The sequence below is a fragment of the Streptantibioticus parmotrematis genome (assembly GCF_019890615.1).
GTDB lineage: Bacteria > Actinomycetota > Actinomycetes > Streptomycetales > Streptomycetaceae > Streptantibioticus_D > Streptantibioticus_D parmotrematis.
The window spans coordinates 176,441-199,771 of record NZ_JAINVZ010000005.1; the positions used below are offsets into that span (position 1 = coordinate 176,441).

Genomic DNA, 23,331 nt, shown 5'->3' on the forward strand with positions numbered 1-23,331 from the left:
GTGACGTCATTCCTTCAGCCCTCACCCGTTCCTCGCGTGACGTCGCAGCCGGGGACGTACGCCGCCGGTTGCCTGAAGGCGATGGTGAACGCGGGGCCCGGCCGCTCACATCACCTGGTCGGGTAGCCGGGTGCCGGGCCGCGCGCACCCCGGCGCACCCCCGCTCACCTGGGGGATGTGGGCCGTTCACCCGCGACCCAGCATGGGGTTCGCCAGAAGGAGGACCACCGCCACGAAGCGGCCGGGTCCCCGGGACCCCGAGCCGAAAGGACGCCGACGTGCCGGCCGACAACACTCCACCGGAGCGCGTGGAGGCGGTGGTGTTCGACCACGACGGAACGCTGGTGGACTCCATCACCCCGGACTACGAAGCCTGTTCACAGGTGTTCCGCGAGTACGGCGCCGAACTGCCGGCCGCCGTGTGGGCGGCGGACGTCTGCGGCAACACCGACGGCTATCCGGCGCTCTTCGCGCGACTGGCCGAGAGCATCGGCCGGCACGACGCCGCGGCACGGATGCGCGAGCGGCTGTCCGAACTGTGGGCCGCCTCCCTGCTGCCCGGCTCCGTTCCCCTGATGCCCGCCGTCCGCGATGTCCTCGACGGACTGCGGGAATCGGGGGTGCGGCTGGCCGTCGCCTCGGCGGCGCCGCGCACCTGGGTGACGGGCTGTCTGGAGCACCACAGACTGCTCGACCGCTTCCAGGCCGTCGTCGCCGCCGAGGACGTCGAACGGCGCAAGCCCGCGCCCGACGCCTACCTGGCGGCAGCCGCCCGGCTGGGCGTGCCGCCCGAGCGGTGCGTCGCGGTGGAGGACTCCCTCACCGGGGTCGACGCCGCCCTGGCCGCCGGGATGCGGGTGATCGCGGTGCCCACGCCCGTCACCCGGTCCCTCGACTACTCCCGCGCGGACCACGTGCTGCCCGGCCTCGGCGGACTGACCGCCGCGCTACGGGCCCCGTCCGACAGAAAGGCAGCCCATGTCCGACACTGACGAAGCACGCACGGCCGTCTCCCTCGGGGCGGCGGGCACGTCCCCGGCGGCCGGGGCGCGGGCCCGGCTGATCGACCACCTCTGCGAGGCCGCGGAACTCGAACACTCGCTGTGCCTCCAGTACCTGTACGCCGCGTTCTCCCTCAAGACCCGCGCCGACGAGGGCGGGGTCGACGAGGTGCAGGTCGAGCGCGTCCGCGAGTGGAAGGGCCAACTGCTGCTGCTGAGCCGCGAGGAGATGCTCCACCTCGGCCTGGTGCTCAACCTGCTCGCGGCGGTCGGCGGCGCCCCGTACCTGCAACGCCCCAGCTTCCCGCAGCCGGAGCGCTACTACCCCATCGGCGTCGTCTCCGCCCTGGAACCGTTCGGCGCGAAGGCGATCGAGCGCTTCCTGCGGTACGAGATGCCGACCGCGCTGCTCGGCGAGGTCACCCCCGGGCACGTGGGCGCCGACGGCGAACGCATGACCGTCGGCATGCTCTACGAGCGCGTCCGCGAAGCCGTGACGACCATCGACGAGAAGGAGCTGTTCATCGGCTCCGAGTACCGCCAGATCGACACCGCCGCGGTGATCGACCCGGAGGGCGTCTTCGAGGACGCGGTCGCCACGGGGTACGGCGTCGAGCCGTTCCCGGTGACCGACCGGGCCTCCGCGCTGCGCGCCATCGACCTGATCATCGAACAGGGCGAGGGGGCCGAGGCCGACTCGCCGCAGTCGCACTACGGGCGACTCCTGCGGGTGCGCGCCGAGTTCGAGGCGGAGAGGCGGGCCGCGGCGGACGCCGGCACCGTCTTCGAACCCGCCAGGCCCACCCTGTCCAACCCGGTGCTGCGCGGCCCCGTCGACGGGGACGGCGCCGTGGTCATCACCGAGCCGCTGACCCGCGCCGTCGCCGAGGTCTTCAACGACGGCTACGCCCTGATGGTCTTGATGCTGCTGCGCTTCTACGGGCGCACGGACGACACACCGGCGCAGATGCGCATGCTCCAGGAAGTCGTCTTCTTCCCGCTGATGACGATGTTCGTACGCCCGCTGGGCGAGGTGCTCACCGAACTGCCCGCGATCAGCGGCCAGGACGCGGCCACGGCGACCGCCGGTGCGCCCTTCGAGTTCAGCCGCGGCCTCCAGCTCATTCCCGAACGCGCCGTCGCCTACCAGGTGTTCGCCGAACGCCTCGCCGGCCTCGCGTCCGCCGCCGCCCGGCTCACCGGCCGCTGCGACCAGACGGACGCCGTCAGTCCCGCGCTGCGCAAGCGCGTCGCGTTCATCGCGGAGAACGTCGGCCTGGTGGCACGGCGCTTCGCCGACCGACTCAACGAAGGAGCAGACCGTGCCGACGCGTGAACTGACGTGTGAGTTCGGGGGATGGTTCATGTGCCGCCTGGCGACCGACCCCGACCCGACCGACGAACCGAGGGGGGTGAGCGGCTCCACCTTCGCACTCGCCGGTGAGCCCGACCTCGACCGGATCATCGTGCTGGGCGACCCCCGCCCCGAGGTGCGCCGCAGCCACATGCCGCCGGTGGGCGTCACCGTCACCCGGGCCGCCGTCGGCGCGGTGGACGTGCCGGAGCTGACCGGGGCACGCGTGGACCTGCTCGGCGACCCGGTGTTCGAGAACCGCAACACCGTGCTGACCTTCGCGGGCCGCGAGCCGATCGTCCCGTTCCACCTGCGCATCAGCGCCCCCGGCGCCCGGATCGAACGGCGCATGCTGATGTGGTCCGACGGCCCCGAGGACCCGCCGGTCCACCTCATCCCCCGCGCCCAGCTGGAGAAGTTCGGCGGCCGGGTCTTCCGCACCGACCCCGACCTGATCCGCTCCGCCACCGGCATCGCCGACCCCCTGCTCGACCGCGAGGAACGCCACCGCAGGCTCGTGGAGGACCTGGAGCGCGAGACCGACCCGGTGCGCCGCGCCGGAACCGAGAAGCGCGTGCGGGAGCTGGAGATCGGACTGGCCCAGCCGGCCGACGAGCGGGTGGTCAACATGACGGCCATCGAGGAGTTCCGCTTCCCGCTGACCGGCGAAGCCGATGTCGAGGGCGAGGCGCTCACGGACCTCGCGCCGGACACCCGGGCGCCGTGGACCGTGGACTTCTGGATGGGCGGCTGGGACCCCGACGTGATGTGCGGATACTTCAAGGGCAGCCTGACCGTGCCGCTGCGCGAGGACGCCGACGGGCGGGAGGAACGGTGAGCGCCCCGACGCGCACCGGCGTGTGGCTGGTCGGGGCGTGCGGCTCCGTCGCCACGACGACCGTGGTGGGAGCCGCCGCGATCCGCGCCGGGCTGGCCGCGCCCACCGGATGCGTCAGCGAACTGCCCGCGTTCCGCACCGCCGGACTCCCGCCGCTGGAGGACCTGGTCCTCGGCGGCCACGACCTCACCGTCACCCCCCTCGCCAAGCGCGCCGAACTGCTCGCCCAGGCAGGGGTGTTGCCGGCCGCACTGCTGCCCGCGCTCGCCCCCGACCTCGCCGCCGCCGACGCGTGGACGCGCCCGGTCCCGCAAGGGATGAGCCAGCGGCGGCTGATCGAGGCGCTGGCGGACGACATCACCGCCTTCCGTACCGAGTGCGGACTCGACCGCGTGGTCGTGGTCAACGTCGCCACGACCGAGCCGCACACCCCACCGCACCCCGCCTGGGCGTCCGCCGAAGCGCTGCGGGACGCCCTCGCCGCAGACGAGGAACCGCTGCCCTACAGCTCGGTGCACGCCTGCGCAGCGCTGCGGGCCGGATGCGGATACGTCGACTTCACCCCGTCCACCGGCTGCCGCGTGCCCGCGCTGCACGAGCTCGCCACGGCCTCGGCACTGCCGTACGCGGGCAGCGACGGCAAGACCGGTGAGACGCTGGTGAAGTCCGTCCTGGCCCCGATGTTCGACCGGCGGGCGCTGCGGGTGCGCGCGTGGTCCGGCACCAACCTGCTGGGCGGGGGCGACGGCGCCGCGCTCGCCGAGCCCGAACGGGCGCGCAGCAAGACCGAGTCCAAGAGCCGGGTGCTGCGCGAGGGCCTCGGCTACGGCGTCGACGGCGACGTGCACATCCACCACGTGCCGGCCCTCGGCGACTGGAAGACCGCGTGGGACCACATCGCGTTCGACGGATTCCTGGGCGTGCGGATGTCCATGCAGTTCGTGTGGCAGGGCTGCGACTCGGCGCTGGCCGCCCCGCTCGTGCTCGACCTGGCCCGGTTCACCGCGCTCGCCCACCGCGCGGGGGTGGCGGGACCGGTCGCGGAACTGGGCTTCTTCTTCAAGGACCCGGTCGGCAGCGACGTGCACGGCCTGGAGGAGCAGTTCGAGCGACTGCGGACCTGGGCGACGAGCGTGGGCGGTGCGGCATGAGGACGCGACGGGCCCGCGCCCTGGTACGGCTGGTCCGGGCCCCCGCCGCGCTGACCGTGCCCGGCGACGTGCTCACCGGCGCCGCCGCCTCCGGTGCCCCCCTGACCCCGCGCACCGCGGGGCTCGCCGGGGCGTCGGTGTGCCTGTACTGGGCGGGCATGGCACTCAACGACTACGCCGACCGCCACGTCGACGCGGTCGAACGACCGGAACGCCCCATCCCGTCCGGCCAGATCGCCCCCGCCACCGCGCTGGGCGTCGCCGCCGGACTGACCGGCCTCGGCCTCGGCCTGGCGGCGGTGGGCGGCGGCCGCGCCGGACTCGCGGTCGGCACGGCCCTGGCGAGCGACGTGTGGGCGTACGACCTGGGCCTGAAGCACACGGCGGCCGGACCGGCGGCCATGGCCGGGGCCCGCGCCCTCGACGTGCTGCTGGGCGCGTGCGCGGGCGGCCGCACCCGTGCCGCGCTGCCCGCCGCCGCGGCGGTGGCCGCGCACACCGCGGGCGTGACGGTGCTCAGCCGGGGCGAGGTCGACGGCACCGGCCGCGCCACCCCCGCCGCGACGCTCGCCGCGTCCTGCGCGGTCGCCACGGCCGCGGCGCTCCTCGCGGGACGGACACCGCGACGGCGTGCCCTCACCGGCGTACTGGCCGGCGCGTACCTCGCGGGGTGCGGCGCGGCCCAACTGGCGGCCGTGCGCACGCCGTCGGCGGGCCGGGTGCGCGGCGCGGTGACCGCGGGCATCAACGCCTTCCTGCCGTTGCAGGCCGCGTTGTGCGCGGGCGCGGGAGCGTCGGCCCCCGCGCTCCCACTCGCCCTCGGCTGGCCGCTGGCACGCGGGCTCTCCCGGAAGGTGTCGCCGACGTGACCGGCCGCCACCGGTTCGGCTTCGGCACCAACGGCCTGCGCGACCACCGGCTCCCCGACGCGCTGCGCCTGCTGGCCGACCTGGGATACGACGGTGTGGCCCTCACCCTGGACCACGGCCACCTCGACCCCTACGCGCCCGGCCTCGTCCAGGAGGTGGACCGCACGGCGTCGCTGCTGGCGGAACTGGGTCTGGCGGTGGTCGTGGAGACCGGAGCCCGCTATCTGCTCGACCCCGCGCGCAAGCACCAGCCGACCCTGCTGAGCGACGAAGGCCGCGAGCGCCGGGTCGACCTGCTGACCCGGGCCGTGCGGATCGCCGCCGGGCTCGGTGCCGAGGCGCTGTCGTTCTGGAGCGGCACCGCCCCCTCCGGCGTGCCGGAAGCCGTCCTGTGGGACCGGCTGGCGCAAGGCTGTGACACCGTGACCCGGGAGGCGGACCGCCACGGTGTCCCGCTCGGGTTCGAACCGGAGCCGGGCATGTTCGTCGACACCCTCGACCGCTACGACGCGCTGCTGGGCCGCCTCGGCCGGCCCGACGCGCTCGGCCTCACGCTGGACATCGGCCACTGCCGCTGCCTGGAACCCCTGGACGTCCCCGCCTGCGTGGCGCGGGCGGCCGGACGGCTGGTCAACGTCCAGATCGAGGACATGGCGCGCGGACGGCACGAACACCTGGAGTTCGGCGACGGCGAGATCGACTTCCCGCCGGTCATGACGGCGCTGGCCGACAGCGGCTACACGGGCCTGGTCAGTGTGGAACTGCCCCGGCACAGCCACGACGGCCCGGGCGTCGCCGACCGCTCGCTGCGCTTCCTCGAATCCGCAGCGCACGCAGCACGCGCAGCACGCGCCGGGCGGCAGGTAGCGCACGCTGCGCAGGCCGCCCGAGCACCGCGAACAGAGCCCGCCGCACGAGAGGGCACACCGTGATCGACGCACTTCACGACACCCTCGCCGCCCGCCTCCCCGCCCCGCAGTGGGAGCGGCTCGGCCAGTGGCGGCGCCGGGTCTCCGAAAGCCCGCACGACGTAAGGGAGTTCTTCCCCCGGGCCGGACGCGAGATCGGCCGCGGCGACCTCGTCGGCCCCGCCGAGACCGGCCATCCGTGCCGGGGCTGGCGGACGGACGACGCGGCACGCACCCTGCTGCTCGCCGCCCTGCCGCAGCGCGGCGACGACCTGGTGGCCGAGCTGCGGTGGCTGTACGAGACGGGGGACGCCGCCGAACGGCACGCCGTGCTGCGCTCGCTGGACCCGCTGGACCTGCGGGCGGACACGGACACGCTCGACGGCGCGCTGCCGCTGGTCCACGACGCCCTGCGCGCCAACGACCTGCGGATGGTGACCGCCGCGGTCGGCGACTACACCGCCCGCCACCTGCCCGCCCCCGCGTGGCGGCACGCCGTGCTCAAGTGCGTCTTCACCGGCATCCCCCTGTCGGCCGTCAGCGGACTCGACGAGCGGGCCGACCCCGAACTGCTGCGCATGCTCAACGACTTCGCCGCCGAACGCACGGCCGCGGGCCGCGCCGTGCCACCGGACGTCGCCACGTTCCTGCGCGCGCACCCGGCCCCGTGACCACCGACACCGAGGAGCACCCGATGCGGCTTTTCGATCCGCACATCCACATGACATCGAGGACCACCGACGACTACGCGGCGATGCGCGCGGCAGGGGTGCGGGCGCTGGTCGAGCCGTCCTTCTGGCTCGGCCAGCCGAGGACGTCGGTCGGCAGCTTCGTCGACTACTTCGACGCCCTGATCGGCTGGGAACCCTTCCGCGCGGCCCAGTTCGGCATCAGCCACCACTGCGCGGTCGCCCTCAACCCCAAGGAGGCCAACGACCCGCGCTGCCGTGAGGTGCTGGACCTGCTGCCCCGCTACCTCGTCAAGGACCGGGTGGTGGCGGTGGGCGAGATCGGCTACGACTCGATGACGCCCGAGGAGGACACCGCGTTCGCCGCGCAACTCGCCCTCGCCGTCCGCCACGACCTGCCCGTCCTCGTGCACACCCCGCACCGCGACAAGGCGTCCGGCACCCGGCGCACCCTCGACGTGGTGCGCGAGTCGGGCATCGCCCCGGAACGGGTGGTCGTCGACCACCTCAACGAACTCACCGTCGCGGCGGTCCTGGACGCGGGCTGCTGGGCGGGGTTCTCCGTCTACCCGCAGACCAAGATGGACGAGCACCGCATGGTCACGCTGCTGCGCGAATACGGGCTGGAGCGGATACTCGTCAACTCCGCCGCGGACTGGGGCCGCAGCGATCCCCTCAAGACCCGCGCCACCGCGGACACCATGCTCGCCTCGGGCTTCACCACGGCGGACGTCGAGCGGGTGATGTGGCACAACCCGGTCGCGTTCTACGGGCAGAGCGGCCGGCTCGACCTGACCGGACCCGCCCCGGACATCGGCGAGTCGCACGAGGGCAACTCCATCGAGCGCGGGCCCCGGCCGGCCGCGCGGACGGCGGCGGGCTGACCGATGCGTTTCCTGCACCCCGACGGCACCACCGTCCACCTCGCGTACTGCGCCAACGTGCACCCCGCGCCCGACCTGCGCGCGGTCCTCGCCCAACTCGCCACCCACGCCGAGCCGGTGCGCGAGCGGCTGGGCACCGACCGGCTCGGCGTCGGCCTCTGGCTGGCCCGCGAGGTGGCCGCCGAACTGGTCGCCGAGCCCGCGTCGGTGCGTGCCCTGCGGGCCGAACTCGACCGCAGGGGACTGGAAGTGGTGACCCTCAACGGGTTCCCCTATCGCGGGTTCGGTGACGCGGTGGTCAAGCACCGGGTCTACACACCCGACTGGTCCGACCCGGCGCGGCTGCGCCACACCCTCGATCTGGCCCGGCTGCTGGCCGAGTTGATGCCCGACGACGCCGACCACGCGAGCGTCTCGACCCTGCCGCTCGGCTGGGCCGGCTCGTGGCCCGCGGAACGGGCCGCACTCGCCCGCCGCCACCTCGACACGCTCAGCGCCGAACTGGCGGACCTGGCCGAACGCACCGGACGCGACGTGCGGATCGCCTTCGAGCCCGAACCGGGCTGCGTGCTGGAGACCACGGGTGATGCCGTGCACCACCTGGCCCCGGCGGCCGGGCCCCGCCTCGGCGTCTGCCTGGACACCTGCCACCTCGCCGTCGCCCACGAACAGCCCGCCGACGCGCTGGCCGCGCTGGCGGACGCGGGCCTGGAGGTGGTGAAGCTCCAGGCGTCGGCCGCGCTGGTCGCCCCGCGGCCGCACACGTCCGGCGTACGCGAGGCACTGTCCCCGTACGCGGAACCACGCTTCCTGCACCAGACCCGCGAGCCCTCGCCGGACGGCCTGCTGGGCGTCGACGACCTCGGTACGGCGCTGGCGTGCGGACCCGGTGGGGCCGGTGGCCTGCCCGGCCGGGAACCGTGGCGCATCCACTTCCACATGCCCCTCAGCGCCGCACCCCCGCCACCGCTCACCACCACCCGGCCGGTGCTGGAGGAGACCGTCGCCCTGCTGCTGGGCGGGCCGGTGGCCAGGACCGCGCACGTCGAGGTGGAGACCTACACCTGGCCCGTGCTCCCGGACGCCCCGGGACGCGACGCCCTCGTCGACGGCATCGCTGCCGAGCTCGCCTGGGCCCGCGAACTGCTGCTCCACAACGGCCTGAAGGAGCTGAACCGGTGAGCCGCGTCCTCGTGCTCGACGTCGTGGGACTCACCCCGCGGCTGCTGGCCCACATGCCGAACCTCAGGGCGGTCGCCGAGCGGGGCTTCAGCGCGCCGCTGACGACCGTGCTGCCCGCCGTGACCTGCTCGGCGCAGTCCACCTTCCTCACCGGCGAACCGCCGTCCGCGCACGGCGTCGTGGGCAACGGCTGGTACTTCCGCGAGCTGGGCGACGTGCTCTTCTGGCGCCAGCACAACGCGCTGGTCGGCGGTGAGAAGGTGTGGGACGCGGCCCGCCGCCACCGGCCCGGCTTCACCGTGGCCAACGTGTGCTGGTGGTACGCGATGGGCGCCGACGTGGACTGGACGGTCACGCCCCGCCCGGTCTACTACGCCGACGGCCGCAAGGAGGCGGACTGCTACACCTTCCCGGCCGGGCTCCACGACGAACTGACCTCCCGCTTCGGGCGCTTCCCGCTGTTCACCTACTGGGGGCCGACCGCGGGGCTGCCCTCCTCGCGGTGGATCGTCTCCGCCGCGCGGCACCTGCTGCGCGAGCACCGCCCCGACCTGTCGCTCGTCTACGTCCCCCACCTCGACTACGACCTCCAGCGCTTCGGTCCCGCGTCGCGCCGAGCCGCCGCGGCGGCCCGGGACGTCGACGCGGTCCTCGCGCCGCTGCTGCGGGACGCCGCCGCCGAGGGCGTGACGGTGGTGGCCCTGAGCGAGTACGGCATCACCCCGGTCGACCGGCCGGTGGACGTCAACCGCGTGCTGCGCCGGGAAGGGCTGCTGCGGGTCCACACCCAGGACGGCATGGAGTACCTGGACCCGTGGACCTCGCGCGCGTTCGCGGTCGCCGACCACCAGGTCGCGCACGTCTACGTCCGCTCCCCGGACGACGTGCCCCGCGTGCGGTCGCTGCTGGCCGGACTCCCGGGCGTGGAACGGGTCCTGGACGGCGAGGGCAAGCGCGCGCACGGACTGGACCACGAGCGGTCCGGCGAGCTCGTCGCGGTCGCCGACGCGCGCTCGTGGTTCACGTACTACTACTGGCTCGACGACGACCGGGCGCCGGACTTCGCCAGGACGGTGGAGATCCACCGCAAGCCCGGCTACGACCCCGCGGAGCTGTTCTTCGACCCGGCCGATCCGCTCGCCCGGGCGCGGGCCGCGGGCGCGCTGCTGCGCAAGCGGCTGGGCCTGCGCTACCGCATGGACGTCGTGCCGCTCGACCCGTCCGTGGTACGCGGCAGCCACGGCCGGCTGACGGAGGATCCGCAGGACGGCCCGGTGCTGCTGTGCTCCGACCCGGGCGCGGCCACCGACCGGATGGCGGCCACACAGGTCAAGGCGCTGCTGCTGCGGCTGGCGGGTGCCGACGGCCTCGGCTGAGTCCGGTCCGCACCCGCTTGAACGAGAAGGGCCTGTGCGGGAACCGGTGAGGTTCCCGCACAGGCCCACGGGCGTTCCCGCAGGGAAGCGTCAACAGCGGCCATCAAGCGGCTACTTGAAGCCGACCACCATCGACTCGGCGCCGCTGAGATGCTGCACGTAGGTGTCGCGGAACCCGTGCTGCTCCAGCCATCCGCGGCAGTCGCCGGACGTGTAGTCGAAGCCGCCGGGCAGCGCCAGGTGCATCATCAGGCTGAGGACCAGGCCGACCGCGTTGTCCTGCCGCTCGTCGTCGATCATCGTCTCGTAGACGACGACCGCCCCGCCCGGTGCGAGCGCTTCGTGGGCCTTCTTCAGCAGCGTGTGCTTGTCCTCCAGGTCCCAGTTGTGCAGGACGTGGCCGAGCACGATCACGTCGGCGGACGGCATCGGGTCCTGGAAGAAGTCACCGGGCTGGAAACGCAGGCGGTCCGCCAGGCCGTGAGCCGCCACGTACTCCTCGAAGCCCTCGCGCGCCGGCGGCAGGTCCATGCCCACGGCGCTCAGATGCGGATGGCGTTCGAGCACCCGCACCGGCAGGGCGCCCTCCGCGCACCCGATGTCGGCGAGCGTGCGATAGCGGTCCCACGGGAAGCCGGTCGCGATGGCGTCCGCGGAAGCCAGGCTCATCGCGGTCATGGCCCGGTGGAAGCGGCGCGTGGAGTCGTCGGTCGCGTACGTCTTCTCGTAGAACTCGCCGGGGCCGCGCCGCCCGGACGGCGACTGCCCGGTGCGCAGCATCTCCACCATCTCGTCGGCGAACCCGCCCATGGCGACGCGGAAGTGGTCGCCCAGGTAGGAGTGGCGCTTGTCCTCGTCCAGGAACTCCCCGGTCTCCTCCGTCGTGGCATAGCGGTCGCCGTCCCGGCGCAGCAGGTCCAGGGCGACCAGCGCGTCGTAGAAGTCGGCCGCGGGACGGCTGTGCACCCCGGTGCGGTCGCACAACTCCTCCGCGGTGAGCGGGCGTTCGGCCAAAGCGGTGAAGACGCGCAGCTCGACGGCGCTGAGGAACGTCTTCATCTTCCACCAGGACCACATGAAGTCGGTGGTCGTGCGCGGTACGGTCATGGCTCCCTCATCGGTGTGTGCCGGGCCCCCGGGTCCTGCCGGCCGGACGGCCGACGGGTGCTTCGCACGATGCCGAGCCGGACCGCGCCCCACATCACTCGTTCGTGCGGCTCCCTCACGCCTCATGACCACGGGCGCCTGCCGTCCGAGGCGCAGGACACCTCACGGACCAGGCGTCCCCGCCCGTCGCGCGGCCCTCCCATCTGCCACTCCGCGACCGCTCGTCCTCGCACACTCATCCGTGTGATGTGCGGCTGCCGGGCCCGGTGTGAGGCTGCCCGTGCACAGGACGCGAGAAGTCGACTCGTCGTCGAACCGGAGGTAAGAGGATGTCCGGCATCACTGGCTGGGTGGACAGCGTCCGTGATCTGCGCGACGCGGACGCGGTCACCGCCCGGCTCACCGCCGACCTGGTGGTCCGCGGTCAGCACGGCACGGGAACCTGGCGGGAACGGCACGCCGTGCTGGCCCAGCGCGCCGACGCCACCTGGCGCGGCACCGTGGAGCCCGCACGCGCCCGGGGGCAGGACGGCCGCACGATCGCCGTGGCGGTCTGCGACGGCTATCTGCACCACGCCGACACCCTGTGGTCGGCCGTGGCCGACGGCCCGCCCGCCTCGCCCGACGGGCCGTCCGTCGCCGAGATCGTGCTCCACGCCTACCTGCGGTGGGGCGAACGCGTCGCCGAACACCTCGACGGGGCCTTCGCGTTCGCGATCCGCGACGAGCGCGACCACACCCTGCTGCTCGGCCGGGACCGGTTCGGCATCAGGCCGCTGAGCTACACGACCACCGAGCACGGCGCGGTCTTCTCCTCGGACCTCGGCGCCCTCGCCCGCCACCCCGCCGTCACCCCCGAGATCGACGCGGACGGACTGTGCGCCCTGCTGACACAGCTGCGCGCCCCGGGAACGGCCGCGCTGCGCGGCGTGCGCGAGGTGCCGCCCGCCCACACCGTGCGGCTGGGCGCCCACGGCGAGACCGTACGCCGCTACTGGGCCCTGGAGGCCCGGCCGCACGAACTCGACCTCGACGGCACGATCCGCCGGGTGCGCGAACTGCTCGAAGAGGTGGTGTCCGACGACCTGGCCGGCACCGACCCCTCCGTCCTGCTGTCGGGCGGGCTGGACTCCAGCGCGCTGACCGGGCTCGCCGCCACCGTCTCGGGAGCGGCGCCGCGCACCTTCACCGTGGCCTTCGGCGACACCGCCGCACCCGTGCCGGACCGGCCGTACGCGCTGGACGTCGTGCGGTTCTGGGAGTGCAGGCACCAGGAGGTCACCGTACGGCCCGAGGACCTGTCGGACCCGGAGACGCTGAGCGCCGTGCTGTCCGCCAAGGACTACCCCTCGCCCTTCGGCGACAAGAACATCACGCCCTACCTCTTCAGCGGCAAGGTGGCCGCCGAGGTTCCGGTGGCGCTCAGCGGCGAGGCGTCGGACACCGTGTTCGGCAGCCTGGGCGGCAAGATCGACGAGAACCACGAGTTCACCACCTTCCCCTGGATCGAACGGTCCCGCAGCTGGGGCCTCGAACACGGCATGGGCAGCGGGATGTTCGACCGGGCGCTGCTGCGGACCGTGGACGTCGACGGATACGGCGACCGGCTGTTCCGGGAGGCGAGCGCCGAGGTGCCGGTGCTGCCCGGCGACTCGCGGCTGGACCGGCTGGGCCGGCAGGCCGACCACCTCACCATCAACCGGTTCCTCGAACAGGCCGTCCACCACTCGGAGCGGCTGTCGGCGGCGGCGGGGCTCCAGGTGCGCTTCCCGTTCCTCGACCACCGGCTGGTGTCGTTCCTCTACAACGTGCCGGTGCGCATGAAGTGGTTCGACGGGCGCGGCAAGAGCCTGCTGCGGACCAACGCCAAGGACCTGGTGCCCGAATCCGTCCTCACCCGCCCCAAGGTGCCCTACCCGATCACCTACGCCGACAGCTACAAGGCGGCGCTCACCACACGCCTGCGCACGCTGCTCGACGACTCGGACGCGCCGGTGCGCCCGCTGGCCGACCTGACGGCCCTGCGGGAGGTCGCCGCCGACCCGGCCCTGCTCGACCAGGGCGGCTGGTACGGGCGGGCCAACGTGGAGATGGTCCTGCAACTCGACGCCTGGCTGCGCCGCCTGGGCGTGCGCATCGCCATCTGACGCTACGAAGGAACGGGAACGAACGATGTTTCACCTCTTCAGCAGGCAGGCCGTCGCGGCGGCGGACCGGGTCGCCGTGACCGACGGGAACCAGTCCCTCACCTACGCCGCGCTCGCCCGCCGGGTCGGCGTCCTCGTGGCCGCCATCCGCGAGACGTGCCCCACCGGGCCCGTGCGGATCGGACTGCACCTGGGCCGCACCGTGGACCTGGTGGCGGCCGTGCTGGCGGTGACGGCCGCGGGACACGCCTACGTGCCGCTCGACCCCGCCTACCCGCTGCCACGGCTGCGGTTCGTCGCCGAGGACAGCGGAGTGTCGCTGGTGGTCTCCGACCGCGACCTGCCCGAGGGCCTCACCTCCGCGCCGACCGTGCGGGTGGACCGGCTCGACCTGTCCGCGACCCCGGCGCCGTGGGAGCCCGCGCCGGCCGACGACGAGGCGCCCGCCTACGTCATCCACACCTCCGGCTCGACCGGCCGCCCCAAGGGCGTCGAGGTGCGGCGGCGCAGTGTGGCGGCGATGGTCGAGGCGGTCCGCGCACGCCACGACTTCCGCGGCGACGACGTGTGGACGCTCTTCCACTCGTACTCCTTCGACTTCTCCGTGTGGGAGATGTGGGGCGCGCTGGCGACCGGCGCGACCCTGGTCGTCGTGCCCTCCGAGGTGGCCGTCTCGCCGCGCGCCACGGTCGAGTTGCTGGTACGCGAGGGCGTCACGGTGATGAGCGTGGTGCCCTCGGTCTTCCGCTACCTGACCGCCGCCGTCCGGCGCGCTCCGGGCCCGCCCGCGCTGCGCCGGGTGATCTTCGGCGGGGAGTCCATCGACGTGGACTCCATCCGGGCGTGGCGGAAGGCGGTGCCCGGCCCGTGCGAGTTCGTCAACACCTACGGCATCACCGAGACCACGGTGTTCGTCACCACCCGGGTGCTCACCGACGCCGAACTGGACGCCGGGGGACCGGCAGGGGAGTTCGCCACCGACCTCGGAGTGCCGCTGGACGGTTGGGAGTTGAGGGTGCTCGACGAGCGGGGCACCGACGTGGCCCGCGGCGGGACCGGCGAGATCTGGGTGGCGGGCGACGGCGTGGCGAAGGGCTACGTCAACATGCCCGACACGACCGCGGAACGGTTCCGCGAACTGCCGCTGCCCGGCGGCCCGGCCCGGCTGTTCTACCGCAGCGGCGACCTGGCCACGCGCACCGCGTCGGACACCTACTGCTACGCGGGACGCGCCGACGACCAGGTCAAGATCAACGGCTTCCGCATCGAACTGGGCGAGGTGGAGGCCCACCTGCGACGGCTACCGGACGTCGCCGACGCCGCCGTCGTCAAGGGCCGCAACCGGATCGGCGACCCGGTGCTGACCGCCTACTACACCTCGGAGGCGGAGCTGTCCGCCGACGACCTCGGCCGCCGGGCCCGTACGTCGCTCCCGGCGCACATGGTGCCGACGCGGTTCGTCCGGCTTCCCCGGCTGCCGCTCAACCCCTCGGGCAAGACCGACCGCCGCGCGCTGGCCGAACGGGACACGGCGGACGCCACGACCGCGCCGGACGCCACGGCCGCACCGGGCGCGCCGGGCGCCACGACCGAGCCGGGTCCACACCTGGCGGCCCGGCCGTGACCACGCCCCGGCCGCCGCGCCCCCGAACGACCGCCGACCACCGCGAAGGAGACCACAGCATGGGCACACCCCAGCACGCCGTACCGCTGTCCGTGGGGCAGGAGGCGATGTGGATCGCCTGGGAGCTGGAACCCAACCAGCTCACCCACATCATCCCGCTGCCGTTCCTGCTGCGCGGCGACCTCGACCCCGAGCGCCTGCGGCAGGCGGTCAGGACCGTCGGGGAGGCCTACCCGCAGCTGCGCGCCCGGGTGGAACGCACCGCCGACGGGCCCGCCCTGACCTGGCGGGACGCCCCCGGCATCCCGGTGACCGAGCGCACCGTCGACACCGACGTCACCTCGGCGGTGCGCGAGGCCTGGCAGGTCCCGTTCGACCTGCGCACCGGGCCGCTCGCCCGGGTGTACGTGCTGCGCGGGCCGGACTGGACGGTGCTGCTGTTCGCCGTCCACCACCTGGTGTTCGACGGCGCCTCGGTGCTGCTCACGCTCGACGCCTTCCGCCGCGCCTACGAAGGGGCCGCCCTGGCCCCCGACGCGCGCGCCGACGCGCTGACGGCGTTCGCCCGGCGGACGCGGGAACTGTCCGACACGGCGGCCGGCGACGCCCTGCGCGACTACTGGGCGGACGCCCTGCGCGGCGGCCCGCCCGCACCGGTCCTGCCCGCCAAGCGGGACGAGGGCGACACGTACACCATGGTCGTCGCCGACGTGCCCTCCGACCTCGCCGCCGACCTGCGCTCGCGCGCCGCCGAACTGGAATGCTCCTACTTCACGGTGCTGCTGGCCGCCTACTTCGTGCTGCTGCGGCGCCACAGCGCGACCGACGACGTCACGCTGTCGATCCCGTCGCACGGCCGCACCGACCCCGCCCTGCGGGACGCGGTCGGCTACTTCGTCAACCCGCTGCCGCTGCGGTACCGGCTGAGCGACACCGACCGCTACGCCGACGTGGTGCGCGGCCTGCGCTCGGCCGTACGGGAACGGCTGCGGCACGCCGAGTTGCCGCTCGCGTCCATCATGCGCGCCGCCGGGCTCACCGGCCCCGAGGCCCGCGTCCACACCCACCAGTCGCTCTTCCAGTACTGGGACGCGGGACGGCACGAGACCGTGGACGTCCAGAACCTCACGCTGCGCTCGGACACCGCCGAATGCGTGGGCAGCCTGCTCGACATGGAGAGCACGGCCGGCTACACGCTGGCGGTGATGGTCCGTGAGGACAGCGGCGGCACCCACGTGCTGTGGAAGGACCCGACCGGCTCCGTGGGCCCGGCCGCCGTCACGGACCTCGCCGACGACTACCTCGCCGTGCTCAAGACGCTGGCCGCCGACCCCGACGGCGTCATCGCGCCGGTGCTCCCGCGCGCCGACGCGGAACCGGTCCGCGCGGCCGCCCCCACGACGCGTACGGTCCCCGCCGTGGACGGACCGGCGTCGCCCGGCGAGGCCGCCGGGTCGCCCGGGGCGGACGAGCTGGCCGCGATGGCGGGGGTGTGGGAGGAGGTCCTGATGATCAGTGGCGTCAAACCCCGCGACTCCTTCTTCGAACTCGGCGGACACTCCCTGCTCGCCGAGACCCTGACCCTCCTGGCCGGGGAGCGCTTCGGCCGCGACATCCCCGTACGGGACCTGTTCTCCCACCCCCGTCTCGACGACTTCACCCGCCACGTGCTGTCCACGGCCGCGGCGACCGCGCCGGAACCGCAGGCGCCGACCGCCGCGCCGGTGGACGCCTCGGCCCGCGAACTGCCCGCGAGCAGCTTCCAGCGCCGCATCTGGCTGATCGAACGCGACGACGACGCCGCCCGCGGCAACGTCTGCCTCGCCTGGCGGGCCGACGGAGGGCTGGACGCGGGGGTGCTGGGCGCCGCGCTCGAGCAGCTCGTCGGGGCCCACGAGATCCTGCGCACCCGATTCCTGTGGCACGACGGCGAGTTGACGCAGGACGTCACGGACACCTGGCGTCCGGCGGTCGAGGAGGTGGACTTCAGCGGGGCCGCCGACGCGGACGCCGCGATCGGGGCATGGCTCGCGGAGGCCGCCACCCGCCGCTTCGACCTGGAGTCGGGACGGCTGCTGCGCGTCGCGCTCGCCGACCTCGGCTCCGGCGAGCAGGCCCTGCTGCTGTGCGTGCACCACCTCGTCGTCGACGGCGAGTCCGTGCCGATCCTGCTGGCCGAACTGGAACGGTGCCACGCGGCGGTCCTGGCGGGCCGCGAGGTGACACCGCCCGCCGTGCAGTACCGCGACTTCGTCGCCGCGCAGTCGGCCGAACGGCGGGACGGGACGTGGGAGCGGGACCTGCGCCACTGGAGCACGGCGCTGGCGGGCGCGCCCGCCCACCTCGACGTCCCGGCCCGCGCCGACGCCACCGAGGAGGGCAGCACACCGCTGCGCACCGGGGACGACGTGATGGAGCGACTCGCCCCGGTGCAGGCCGAGCACGGCGTCTCGTGGTTCATCGTGGCGGCGACCGCGCTGGCCGTGGCGCTGCACCGGTGGAGCGGTCAGGACGACCTCACGTTCGAGGTGCCGCTGGCCAACCGGGGCCACGGCCGCGGCCCGCTCGCGGACGTGCTGGGCCCCTGCCTCAACACGGTCGTCCTGCGCTCCGCGCTCGCACCCGGCGCCGTGGTGGGGGACGTGCTGCGCCGGATGCGGGACACCGCGCTGGACGGGTTCGAACACGGGCGGGTGCCGTTCGACGAGATGGTCTCCCACCTCGACCCCGAACGCCGCCCCGGCCGCACTCCGTTCGCGGACGTCATCCTCAACATGAACTCCCGCACCAAGCGCCGCACCCGCCTGCGCGCGGCCGAGCTGACACCGGTGTCCGCGAGTGAACTCCAGGCGCACGACAAGCAGTTCGGCATGACGCTGACCCTCACCGAGCAGGACGGCACCGTGACCGGCACCCTCGCCCACCGCGGCGAGCTGATCACCACCGCGGGCGCGGCCGAACTGGCCGACGACATCGCCCGGTTGCTGACCCGCTTCGGCGACAGCCTCGACCACCCGGTCCTGCCCGGGCGGCCGGCGCACCCGTGACGAAGCGGGCGGGGGCGGCGCGGGGAAGCCCCTCGCCGCCCCCGCCCCCCTTCTCAGGCTCCGGGCTTCGCCAGCAGCAGTTCGGTGTTGTGGTCGCCGGAGGCCCCGAGCTTCTGCGCGGGCGTGGCGTACGGGTCGTTGTACGCCAACTCCCGGTAGAGCGCGGCCAGTCCGGTGTCGGAGGTGTCGGAGAAGTCGGTGGCGTACGGGGCCGCCGACTCGATCAGCGTGGTGAACAGCGACAGCGTGCCGTCGCCGTTGTCCGCGATCTCGATCACCCGCGCGTGGTGCGGGTAGTCGATGTGCGACGCGGTGTTGACCTCCCAGAAGGCGCGCTCCGCGACCGCGTGCGGGTGCGGCGAGATCTGGTTGGCGTGAGTGTGGCCGTTCACCCAGGCGACGACGTTCGGGTAGCGCTGGAGCAACGTGACCACCTCGGAGCCGCTGTGCCTGGCCTCCAGCAGGTTGTACGGGTCGGGCAGCAGGTTGCCCATGGTGGAGCTGGTGTGATGGCTGAAGACGACCACCAGCTGGTCGGTCGAGCCGCCGCGCACCACGTTGCCGTCCGTGTCGTACCAGTGGGTGCTGTTGGCCTGAAGGACCGACTCCAGCCAGTCGAGCTGCGCGGTGCCGACCGAACCGTCCGCCCAGCCCGCCCGGTTGGTGGTGTCCAGGCTGACGCCCACCACACCCGGCGCGACCGGGAAGGTGTAGTAGAGCTTCCCGCTGGAGGCCGCCGAGGCGGTGAAGCCGTGCCCGACCGGGCCCGCGCCGGTGTACGAGGGGTCGAGGTGGGCCTGCGCGAACTGCTCCGGGGTGAAGGGCACGCGGCGCGCGTCGGGCGTCACGCGGCGCACCGGCCCGTTGTCCAGCAGCTTGACGAAGAGGGCGAGCGCCTGGGCCGGGTCGTTCTGCAGCGCGGCCGCGAGCTTCGCGGCGTCGGCGTCGTCACAGCCCTCCAGCTTGCGGTCGCCGGTGTAGAGGGAGTTGAGCAGACCGAGGTCCGGCAGGGTCCCTTCGATGCTGTCATCGTGGTTGCCGACGGTGGTGTACCAAGGGACGTGCAGGCCCGGAGCGTCGAACGGGCGGCCCGCCGCGGTCAGGAAGCCCGGGATCTGCGGGTAGCCCGCCTTGGTCTTGTAGTCGTCCTGAAGGCTGGACTCCGGGTTCCAGTACGCCGTGGAGCCGGAGTTCTGCACGCCCTCGTACCGGGTGAGGTCACCGCTGTTGGGGGTGATCGAGCCACCGCTCATCACCGTGAGGTACCAGTCGAGTTCGAGCTGCTCGTGGTTGTCGGCGTTGTCACCGGTGGCGATGACGAAGGAGAAGGGACTGCCCGTGTAGGGGCCGCCGGACAGGGAGTTGACGCGCTCGACGAGCGAGGAGGCGCCGCGCACGGTCAGCGTCTCCTGCGGCCGGTACGCGCCGTCCGCGTACTGCGCCAGGTACTCGAAACGCGCCGGCGACTCGGTGTCCGCCAGATGCAGGTCGGTGAACTGGACGAAGCAGGCGAGGCCGGTACGGCGGTCGTCGCGGCCGGACTGCCCCGCGACCAGGTCGGTGCGTACGACCAGCGGCCAGCCGGGTCCCGCCGCCAGCCGGTGGTACGGGCCGGACGCGGACGGGGTGGCGACCTGCTCCAGCGTGGTGCCCGCGGACTGCACGGCGCGCGCGGCGGACAGCGCCAGGGCGCGGTCCCGCGTGGCAGCCGACGCGTAACGGGCGTCGCCCAGCGTCAGCGCCGCCGCGGCGAACGCGGCCGACGCGCCGGTGACGAACTGTCGTCTGCTGTATGCGGCCATCCGAGATCTCCTGAGTGTCGAGGCGCAGGGGCGGGCACCGGCGCTACCGGTGGGTAGCAGGCGCCGCACAGCATTAGGACACTCTTCGTCTGTGACGTGAACACGTCGGACTGAGGAAATGTCGTGCGGATGAAGGTCGTTGCGCGGGCCGCCGACGGCAGTGGCTCCGGGACGGCCGGGGCGGGAGGACCGGACGACCGGCGGACCGGTAGCGTGGGCCGCGTCCGTGGCCCCGACCGCCGCCGCGGTGTCGCCGCAGGTCGGCGCGCGTCAGAGCGGGGTGGGCGGTCGTCGGCGGGAGGGGAGACGGGATGGCGACGAGGGCGTCGGCGAGCGGGGGCCGACCCACGGTCACGGTGTGCCGGGGCTGCTGCTGCGGCACCGAGAAGATCCCTGGAGTCGACCACGCCGGGCAACTCGCCGCGCTGCGCGCCGCGCTCGACGGTGTCGCCGCCGTCCGTGCCGTGGACTGCCTGGACGCCTGCGACCAGGCCAACGTCGTCGTCGTGCAGCCGTCACCCGCGGGACGCCGCGCCGGAGGACGGCCGGTCTGGCTCGGCCTGGTCAACGACCGCGACGCCACGGACGACATCGCCACCTGGGCGGGGGCGGGAGGTCCCGGCCTGGTCGACCCGCCGGCCATCCTGGACCTGTACGCCTTCCGGCCCCCTCGCCAGGTCCGCGAGGGGCTCGCCGACTGACGACATGTCCGTTCCCCGCCGTAGGCTTGCGACGTGACCGACGTCGGAGGGCCGGGTGGTGCCCCGGCGGGCGGATTCCCCGTGGCGACCGGACACGAACCGGCCGGACCGCCCGACGCCCGCCGCCGACCCCAGGTCGAGGCCGCCTACGCCGCCCTGCTCGACATCCGCCGCCTGGTCAACGCCGACGTGCCCGAACCACTGCGGCTCCCCGCGCCCTGGGAGGTGCGGCAGGCGGTGCGGGCGGTCGCGCTGACGCTGGAGGCACACGGTGTCGAGCCCTCCGCGCTCGGCCCGGACGGCGACCCGGTCGTCACCGGATACCTCGTCTCGGCCGCGCGTGAGGGCGTCGTGCGCGTCGAGTGGGTCGGCCCCAGGGGGAGCGGCGCCCCGCACGAGGCCGCCACCGCTCTGAAGCGCTGCGCCGCCGTGCTGGAGGAGACCGGATGGACGGCGCTGGAGTACCGCGACGCCCGCGGTCGCCGCCACGTCGAGGCCGAACCGCCCGCGTGAACCCTGCGCCTCCCGATGCGCGCCGAAACCCTGCGCGCCCCCGGTGCTCGTCATGGCCAGAAGTCGTCAACGCCAAGACCACGCATGGCCGTTGACCTGGTCGTTGTCGACGCGACGCGGCTACGATCGGATCACGGCATCGCGTGCCGGTCACCGACCGGGTGAGGCATGGAGGTGCTCGTGAGCTGCCCAGCGGAGGCACTTCACCCATGTCAGTCGAGTTGAACCACACCATCGTCCATGCCCGCGACAAACGCGAGTCCGCCACGTTCCTGGCCCGCGTCCTGGGACTCGAAGTCGGTGCCGAATGGGGTCCGTTCCTCCCCGTGGTCACCGCCAACGGCGTCACCCTGGACTTCGCCACCGCCGACTCCGCGTCGATCACCGCCCAGCACTACGCGTTCCTCGTGTCCGACGAGGAGTTCGACGCCGCGTTCGCACGGATCACCGACGCCGGGATCACCTACTACGCCGATCCGCACCTGAAACAGCCGGGCGAGATCAACCACCACCACGGTGGCCGGGGCCTGTACTTCCTGGATCCGGCCGGGCACGGTATGGAGATCCTCACCCGCCCCTACGGCAGCGAACCGCCGCGGGACTGACCGGCCGCGTCCCGGAACGGCGAGGGAGGCCGGTCCGGGGGACAATGCCGGTGTGGACGTGAACGAAGAGGTCCGGGCCTACGTCGACGCCATCCCCGCCGAGCACCGGCCGCTGTTCGACCGGGTGGACCGGCTGGTCCGCCAGGCCTGCCCCGAGGCGAGCGTGGGCATCTCGTACGGGATGCCCACGTACCGGGTCGGCAGGCGCAGGCTGCACCTCGGCGTGTGGAGCCACGGAGTGTCGCTCTACGGCTGGCAGCCCGCCCGCAACGCGGACTTCACGGCCCGCCACCCCGAACTGCTCTCCGGAAAAGCCACGTTGCGCATCCGCCCCGAGGACGCGGCGGCGATTCCCGACGACGAACTGACCGAGTTGGTGGCACAGGCGCTCAGCCCCTGACCGGCGCCCCGACGCGCGGTGTCAGCGCTCCTCGCGCTCCTCCCGCTTCTCCTCGCGCACCTCGTCCCGGTCCTCGCGGGTGCGCTCGTCCAGCTCCTCCTCGTCGGGCCGCCGTGGCATGCCGCGGCTGTGGCCGGTGTCCGGGTTCTGCTCGACCTGCTTGTTGGACTTGTGGTGATGAGCCATCGTCGTTCCCCTTGTCGGGCCGGCTCGGACCGGCTTTCGGGTGATCCGCACAGGGTCGCGTGCACGCGACTGCGGCGAACAGGGCGTTTTCCACTCAAACAACCCCTCGGACGGCCCGCAACCGGAGCTTCCGGGGCGCTCGGCATCCCACGGATTCCGTGCGGTCCGGCGTGTCCCGCCGGCCGTTTCCCGTCCCTCGGCCGTGCCGAACCCGGTCGTGCGCCCCGGAGTCCACGACCGCATCCTGGACTTCTCCCGCGCGGTGACCGGAAACCTCTTCCACGTTCCCACGAAGGACTTCCTGGACGACCTGCCGCCGAGCCCCTGACCTGCGAGGGCGTGGGCGGCTGCCCTTCAGGACGCCGCCCCTCAGGACGCTGCCCCTCAGGACGTGCGGGCGCCCAGCGCGACGATCCGTGCCGTCGTGTCGCCGTCCGGGGCGCTGTACTCGACACGATCGCCGACCCGGCGCCCCAGCAGGGCCTTGCCGAGCGGGCTGTCACTGGTGACCAACGGCGCGTCGGACGGTACGACGACCTCCACGATGTCGACCGTCTCCCGCGAGCCGTCGGGGAACTCCACCGTCACCGAGCTGCCGACGCCCGCCCGGTCCGGGTCGGGCGGCCCGGCCGTCTCCGCCCCGCGCAACCGCGCGGTGAGGTCGTCGATGCGGGCGTCCAGCCGCTCCGACTCCGTGGCGCGGCGCAGCTCGTCCGCCCGGTCCGCGTAGTCGCCGACGTCCGTGGCGGAGTCCCGGACCGTGGCGGCGATCGCGTCGCGCTCCTCCCGCAGCACGGCGAGTTCCTGCTCCAGCGCCTGGCGGGCGTCGTCGCAGATCGGTACGGCTTCGGAGGTCATGGCTGCTCCCGATTCGTGGCCCGTGAGGGGGTGCGGGACGTCCAGGGCTTCGGACCAGCCTAAGGCCCGGCGACGGATCGCGGCGGTCG

22 protein-coding genes are annotated in these 23,331 nt (G+C 73.6%); 18 read left to right on the top strand and 4 right to left on the bottom strand.

Annotated features, from left to right (window positions below; genetic code table 11):
- Window positions 1-278: 278 nt before the first annotated feature.
- Genes K7472_RS10340 through K7472_RS10385 form a run of 10 tightly spaced genes read left to right on the top strand, consistent with a single transcriptional unit; the run spans window position 279 to window position 10,252 of the window.
- On the top strand, window positions 279-992 hold the full coding sequence (locus K7472_RS10340; protein ID WP_308013840.1) for an HAD family hydrolase: 714 nt from the start codon (window positions 279-281) through the stop codon (window positions 990-992).
- Complete coding sequence (locus K7472_RS10345; RefSeq protein ID WP_222976434.1) at window positions 979-2,337, top strand: ferritin-like domain-containing protein; 1,359 nt, start codon at window positions 979-981, stop codon at window positions 2,335-2,337. The genes K7472_RS10340 and K7472_RS10345 overlap by 14 nt, the downstream gene beginning before the upstream one ends.
- Window positions 2,324-3,193, top strand: coding sequence for a hypothetical protein (locus K7472_RS10350; protein WP_222976436.1), 870 nt, complete (start codon window positions 2,324-2,326; stop codon window positions 3,191-3,193). The genes K7472_RS10345 and K7472_RS10350 overlap by 14 nt, the downstream gene beginning before the upstream one ends.
- Window positions 3,190-4,344: an inositol-3-phosphate synthase gene (locus tag K7472_RS10355; RefSeq protein WP_308013841.1), complete on the top strand. Its 1,155-nt coding sequence runs from the start codon at window positions 3,190-3,192 to the stop codon at window positions 4,342-4,344. Before K7472_RS10350 ends, K7472_RS10355 begins: the two co-directional genes overlap by 4 nt.
- Window positions 4,341-5,213 (top strand): SCO3242 family prenyltransferase, encoded by an 873-nt coding sequence (locus K7472_RS10360; protein WP_222976438.1) that lies wholly within the window; start codon window positions 4,341-4,343, stop codon window positions 5,211-5,213. The genes K7472_RS10355 and K7472_RS10360 overlap by 4 nt, the downstream gene beginning before the upstream one ends.
- Complete coding sequence (locus K7472_RS10365) at window positions 5,210-6,145, top strand: sugar phosphate isomerase/epimerase family protein (protein ID WP_222976440.1); 936 nt, start codon at window positions 5,210-5,212, stop codon at window positions 6,143-6,145. Before K7472_RS10360 ends, K7472_RS10365 begins: the two co-directional genes overlap by 4 nt.
- The gene (locus K7472_RS33390; protein ID WP_222976442.1) at window positions 6,142-6,792 is read left to right on the top strand and encodes an EboA domain-containing protein; all 651 of its coding nucleotides are present in this window, start codon (window positions 6,142-6,144) and stop codon (window positions 6,790-6,792) included. Before K7472_RS10365 ends, K7472_RS33390 begins: the two co-directional genes overlap by 4 nt.
- 23 nt (window positions 6,793-6,815) lie before the next feature.
- Entirely contained in the window at window positions 6,816-7,694 is an 879-nt protein-coding gene (locus K7472_RS10375) for a TatD family hydrolase (protein ID WP_222976445.1), read from the top strand.
- A 3-nt stretch (window positions 7,695-7,697) separates the two neighbouring features.
- Window positions 7,698-8,876, top strand: a complete 1,179-nt coding sequence (gene eboE / locus K7472_RS10380; RefSeq protein WP_222976447.1) for a metabolite traffic protein EboE — start codon at window positions 7,698-7,700, stop codon at window positions 8,874-8,876.
- A complete protein-coding gene (locus K7472_RS10385; protein WP_222976449.1) occupies window positions 8,873-10,252 on the top strand; it encodes an alkaline phosphatase family protein in 1,380 nt (459 codons plus the stop codon). Before eboE ends, K7472_RS10385 begins: the two co-directional genes overlap by 4 nt.
- Before the next feature lie 111 nt (window positions 10,253-10,363).
- On the opposite strand, the gene K7472_RS10390 is transcribed toward K7472_RS10385, so the two are convergent.
- Window positions 10,364-11,359: a methyltransferase gene (locus K7472_RS10390; protein ID WP_222976451.1), complete on the bottom strand. Its 996-nt coding sequence runs from the start codon at window positions 11,357-11,359 to the stop codon at window positions 10,364-10,366.
- Window positions 11,360-11,688: 329 nt separating this feature from the next.
- Between K7472_RS10390 and K7472_RS10395 the strand changes: the two genes are divergently transcribed.
- The 3 genes from K7472_RS10395 to K7472_RS10405 are packed head-to-tail and all read left to right on the top strand — an operon-like array spanning window position 11,689 to window position 18,177.
- Entirely contained in the window at window positions 11,689-13,506 is a 1,818-nt protein-coding gene (locus K7472_RS10395; RefSeq protein WP_222976453.1) for an asparagine synthetase B family protein, read from the top strand.
- A 25-nt stretch (window positions 13,507-13,531) separates the two neighbouring features.
- On the top strand, window positions 13,532-15,130 hold the full coding sequence (locus K7472_RS10400; RefSeq protein ID WP_222976455.1) for an amino acid adenylation domain-containing protein: 1,599 nt from the start codon (window positions 13,532-13,534) through the stop codon (window positions 15,128-15,130).
- 59 nt (window positions 15,131-15,189) lie between these two features.
- Window positions 15,190-18,177, top strand: coding sequence for a condensation domain-containing protein (locus K7472_RS10405; protein ID WP_222976457.1), 2,988 nt, complete (start codon window positions 15,190-15,192; stop codon window positions 18,175-18,177).
- Window positions 18,178-18,230: 53 nt separating this feature from the next.
- Here K7472_RS10405 and K7472_RS10410 read toward each other — a convergent pair whose 3' ends face one another.
- Window positions 18,231-19,979, bottom strand: coding sequence for a TIGR03767 family metallophosphoesterase (locus K7472_RS10410; protein WP_222976459.1), 1,749 nt, complete (start codon window positions 19,977-19,979; stop codon window positions 18,231-18,233).
- A gap of 311 nt (window positions 19,980-20,290) precedes the next feature.
- Here K7472_RS10410 and K7472_RS10415 point away from each other — a divergent pair, with 311 nt between their 5' ends.
- From K7472_RS10415 to K7472_RS10430, 4 genes are all read left to right on the top strand, one after another.
- On the top strand, window positions 20,291-20,680 hold the full coding sequence (locus tag K7472_RS10415; RefSeq protein ID WP_222976461.1) for a (2Fe-2S) ferredoxin domain-containing protein: 390 nt from the start codon (window positions 20,291-20,293) through the stop codon (window positions 20,678-20,680).
- 33 nt (window positions 20,681-20,713) lie between these two features.
- Entirely contained in the window at window positions 20,714-21,193 is a 480-nt protein-coding gene (locus K7472_RS10420; protein WP_222976463.1) for a hypothetical protein, read from the top strand.
- Between the two features lie 209 nt (window positions 21,194-21,402).
- Entirely contained in the window at window positions 21,403-21,798 is a 396-nt protein-coding gene (locus tag K7472_RS10425) for a VOC family protein (protein WP_222976465.1), read from the top strand.
- A 52-nt stretch (window positions 21,799-21,850) separates the two neighbouring features.
- On the top strand, window positions 21,851-22,198 hold the full coding sequence (locus K7472_RS10430; protein ID WP_308013842.1) for an iron chaperone: 348 nt from the start codon (window positions 21,851-21,853) through the stop codon (window positions 22,196-22,198).
- Between the two features lie 21 nt (window positions 22,199-22,219).
- Here the strand turns inward: K7472_RS10430 and K7472_RS10435 are convergent, their stop codons facing one another.
- Window positions 22,220-22,384: a hypothetical protein gene (locus K7472_RS10435; RefSeq protein ID WP_222976466.1), complete on the bottom strand. Its 165-nt coding sequence runs from the start codon at window positions 22,382-22,384 to the stop codon at window positions 22,220-22,222.
- Window positions 22,385-22,586: 202 nt separating this feature from the next.
- On the opposite strand from K7472_RS10435, the gene K7472_RS10440 reads away from it, so the two are divergent.
- Window positions 22,587-22,712 carry a hypothetical protein gene (locus K7472_RS10440; protein ID WP_443729194.1) on the top strand — a complete coding sequence of 42 codons (126 nt, stop codon included), beginning with the start codon at window positions 22,587-22,589 and terminating at the stop codon, window positions 22,710-22,712.
- A gap of 56 nt (window positions 22,713-22,768) precedes the next feature.
- Here the strand turns inward: K7472_RS10440 and K7472_RS10445 are convergent, their stop codons facing one another.
- On the bottom strand, window positions 22,769-23,242 hold the full coding sequence (locus K7472_RS10445) for a GreA/GreB family elongation factor (RefSeq protein WP_222976469.1): 474 nt from the start codon (window positions 23,240-23,242) through the stop codon (window positions 22,769-22,771).
- Between the last annotated feature and the right edge of the window lie 89 nt (window positions 23,243-23,331).

Excerpts from the sequence above, each read along its gene's own strand:
- K7472_RS10375 (WP_222976445.1), top strand. The coding sequence starts at position 6,816 with ATGCGGCTTTTCGATCCGCACATCCACATGACATCGAGGACCACCGAC.
- K7472_RS10345 (WP_222976434.1), top strand. The coding sequence starts at position 979 with ATGTCCGACACTGACGAAGCACGCACGGCCGTCTCCCTCGGGGCGGCG.
- K7472_RS10410 (WP_222976459.1), bottom strand. The coding sequence starts at position 19,979 with ATGGCCGCATACAGCAGACGACAGTTCGTCACCGGCGCGTCGGCCGCG.
- K7472_RS10415 (WP_222976461.1), top strand. The coding sequence starts at position 20,291 with ATGGCGACGAGGGCGTCGGCGAGCGGGGGCCGACCCACGGTCACGGTG.
- K7472_RS10445 (WP_222976469.1), bottom strand. The coding sequence starts at position 23,242 with ATGACCTCCGAAGCCGTACCGATCTGCGACGACGCCCGCCAGGCGCTG.
- eboE (WP_222976447.1), top strand. The coding sequence starts at position 7,698 with ATGCGTTTCCTGCACCCCGACGGCACCACCGTCCACCTCGCGTACTGC.
- K7472_RS10360 (WP_222976438.1), top strand. The coding sequence starts at position 4,341 with ATGAGGACGCGACGGGCCCGCGCCCTGGTACGGCTGGTCCGGGCCCCC.
- K7472_RS10425 (WP_222976465.1), top strand. The coding sequence starts at position 21,403 with ATGTCAGTCGAGTTGAACCACACCATCGTCCATGCCCGCGACAAACGC.
- K7472_RS10395 (WP_222976453.1), top strand. The coding sequence starts at position 11,689 with ATGTCCGGCATCACTGGCTGGGTGGACAGCGTCCGTGATCTGCGCGAC.
- K7472_RS10400 (WP_222976455.1), top strand. The coding sequence starts at position 13,532 with ATGTTTCACCTCTTCAGCAGGCAGGCCGTCGCGGCGGCGGACCGGGTC.
- K7472_RS10390 (WP_222976451.1), bottom strand. The coding sequence starts at position 11,359 with ATGACCGTACCGCGCACGACCACCGACTTCATGTGGTCCTGGTGGAAG.
- K7472_RS10435 (WP_222976466.1), bottom strand. The coding sequence starts at position 22,384 with ATGGCTCATCACCACAAGTCCAACAAGCAGGTCGAGCAGAACCCGGAC.
- K7472_RS10405 (WP_222976457.1), top strand. The coding sequence starts at position 15,190 with ATGGGCACACCCCAGCACGCCGTACCGCTGTCCGTGGGGCAGGAGGCG.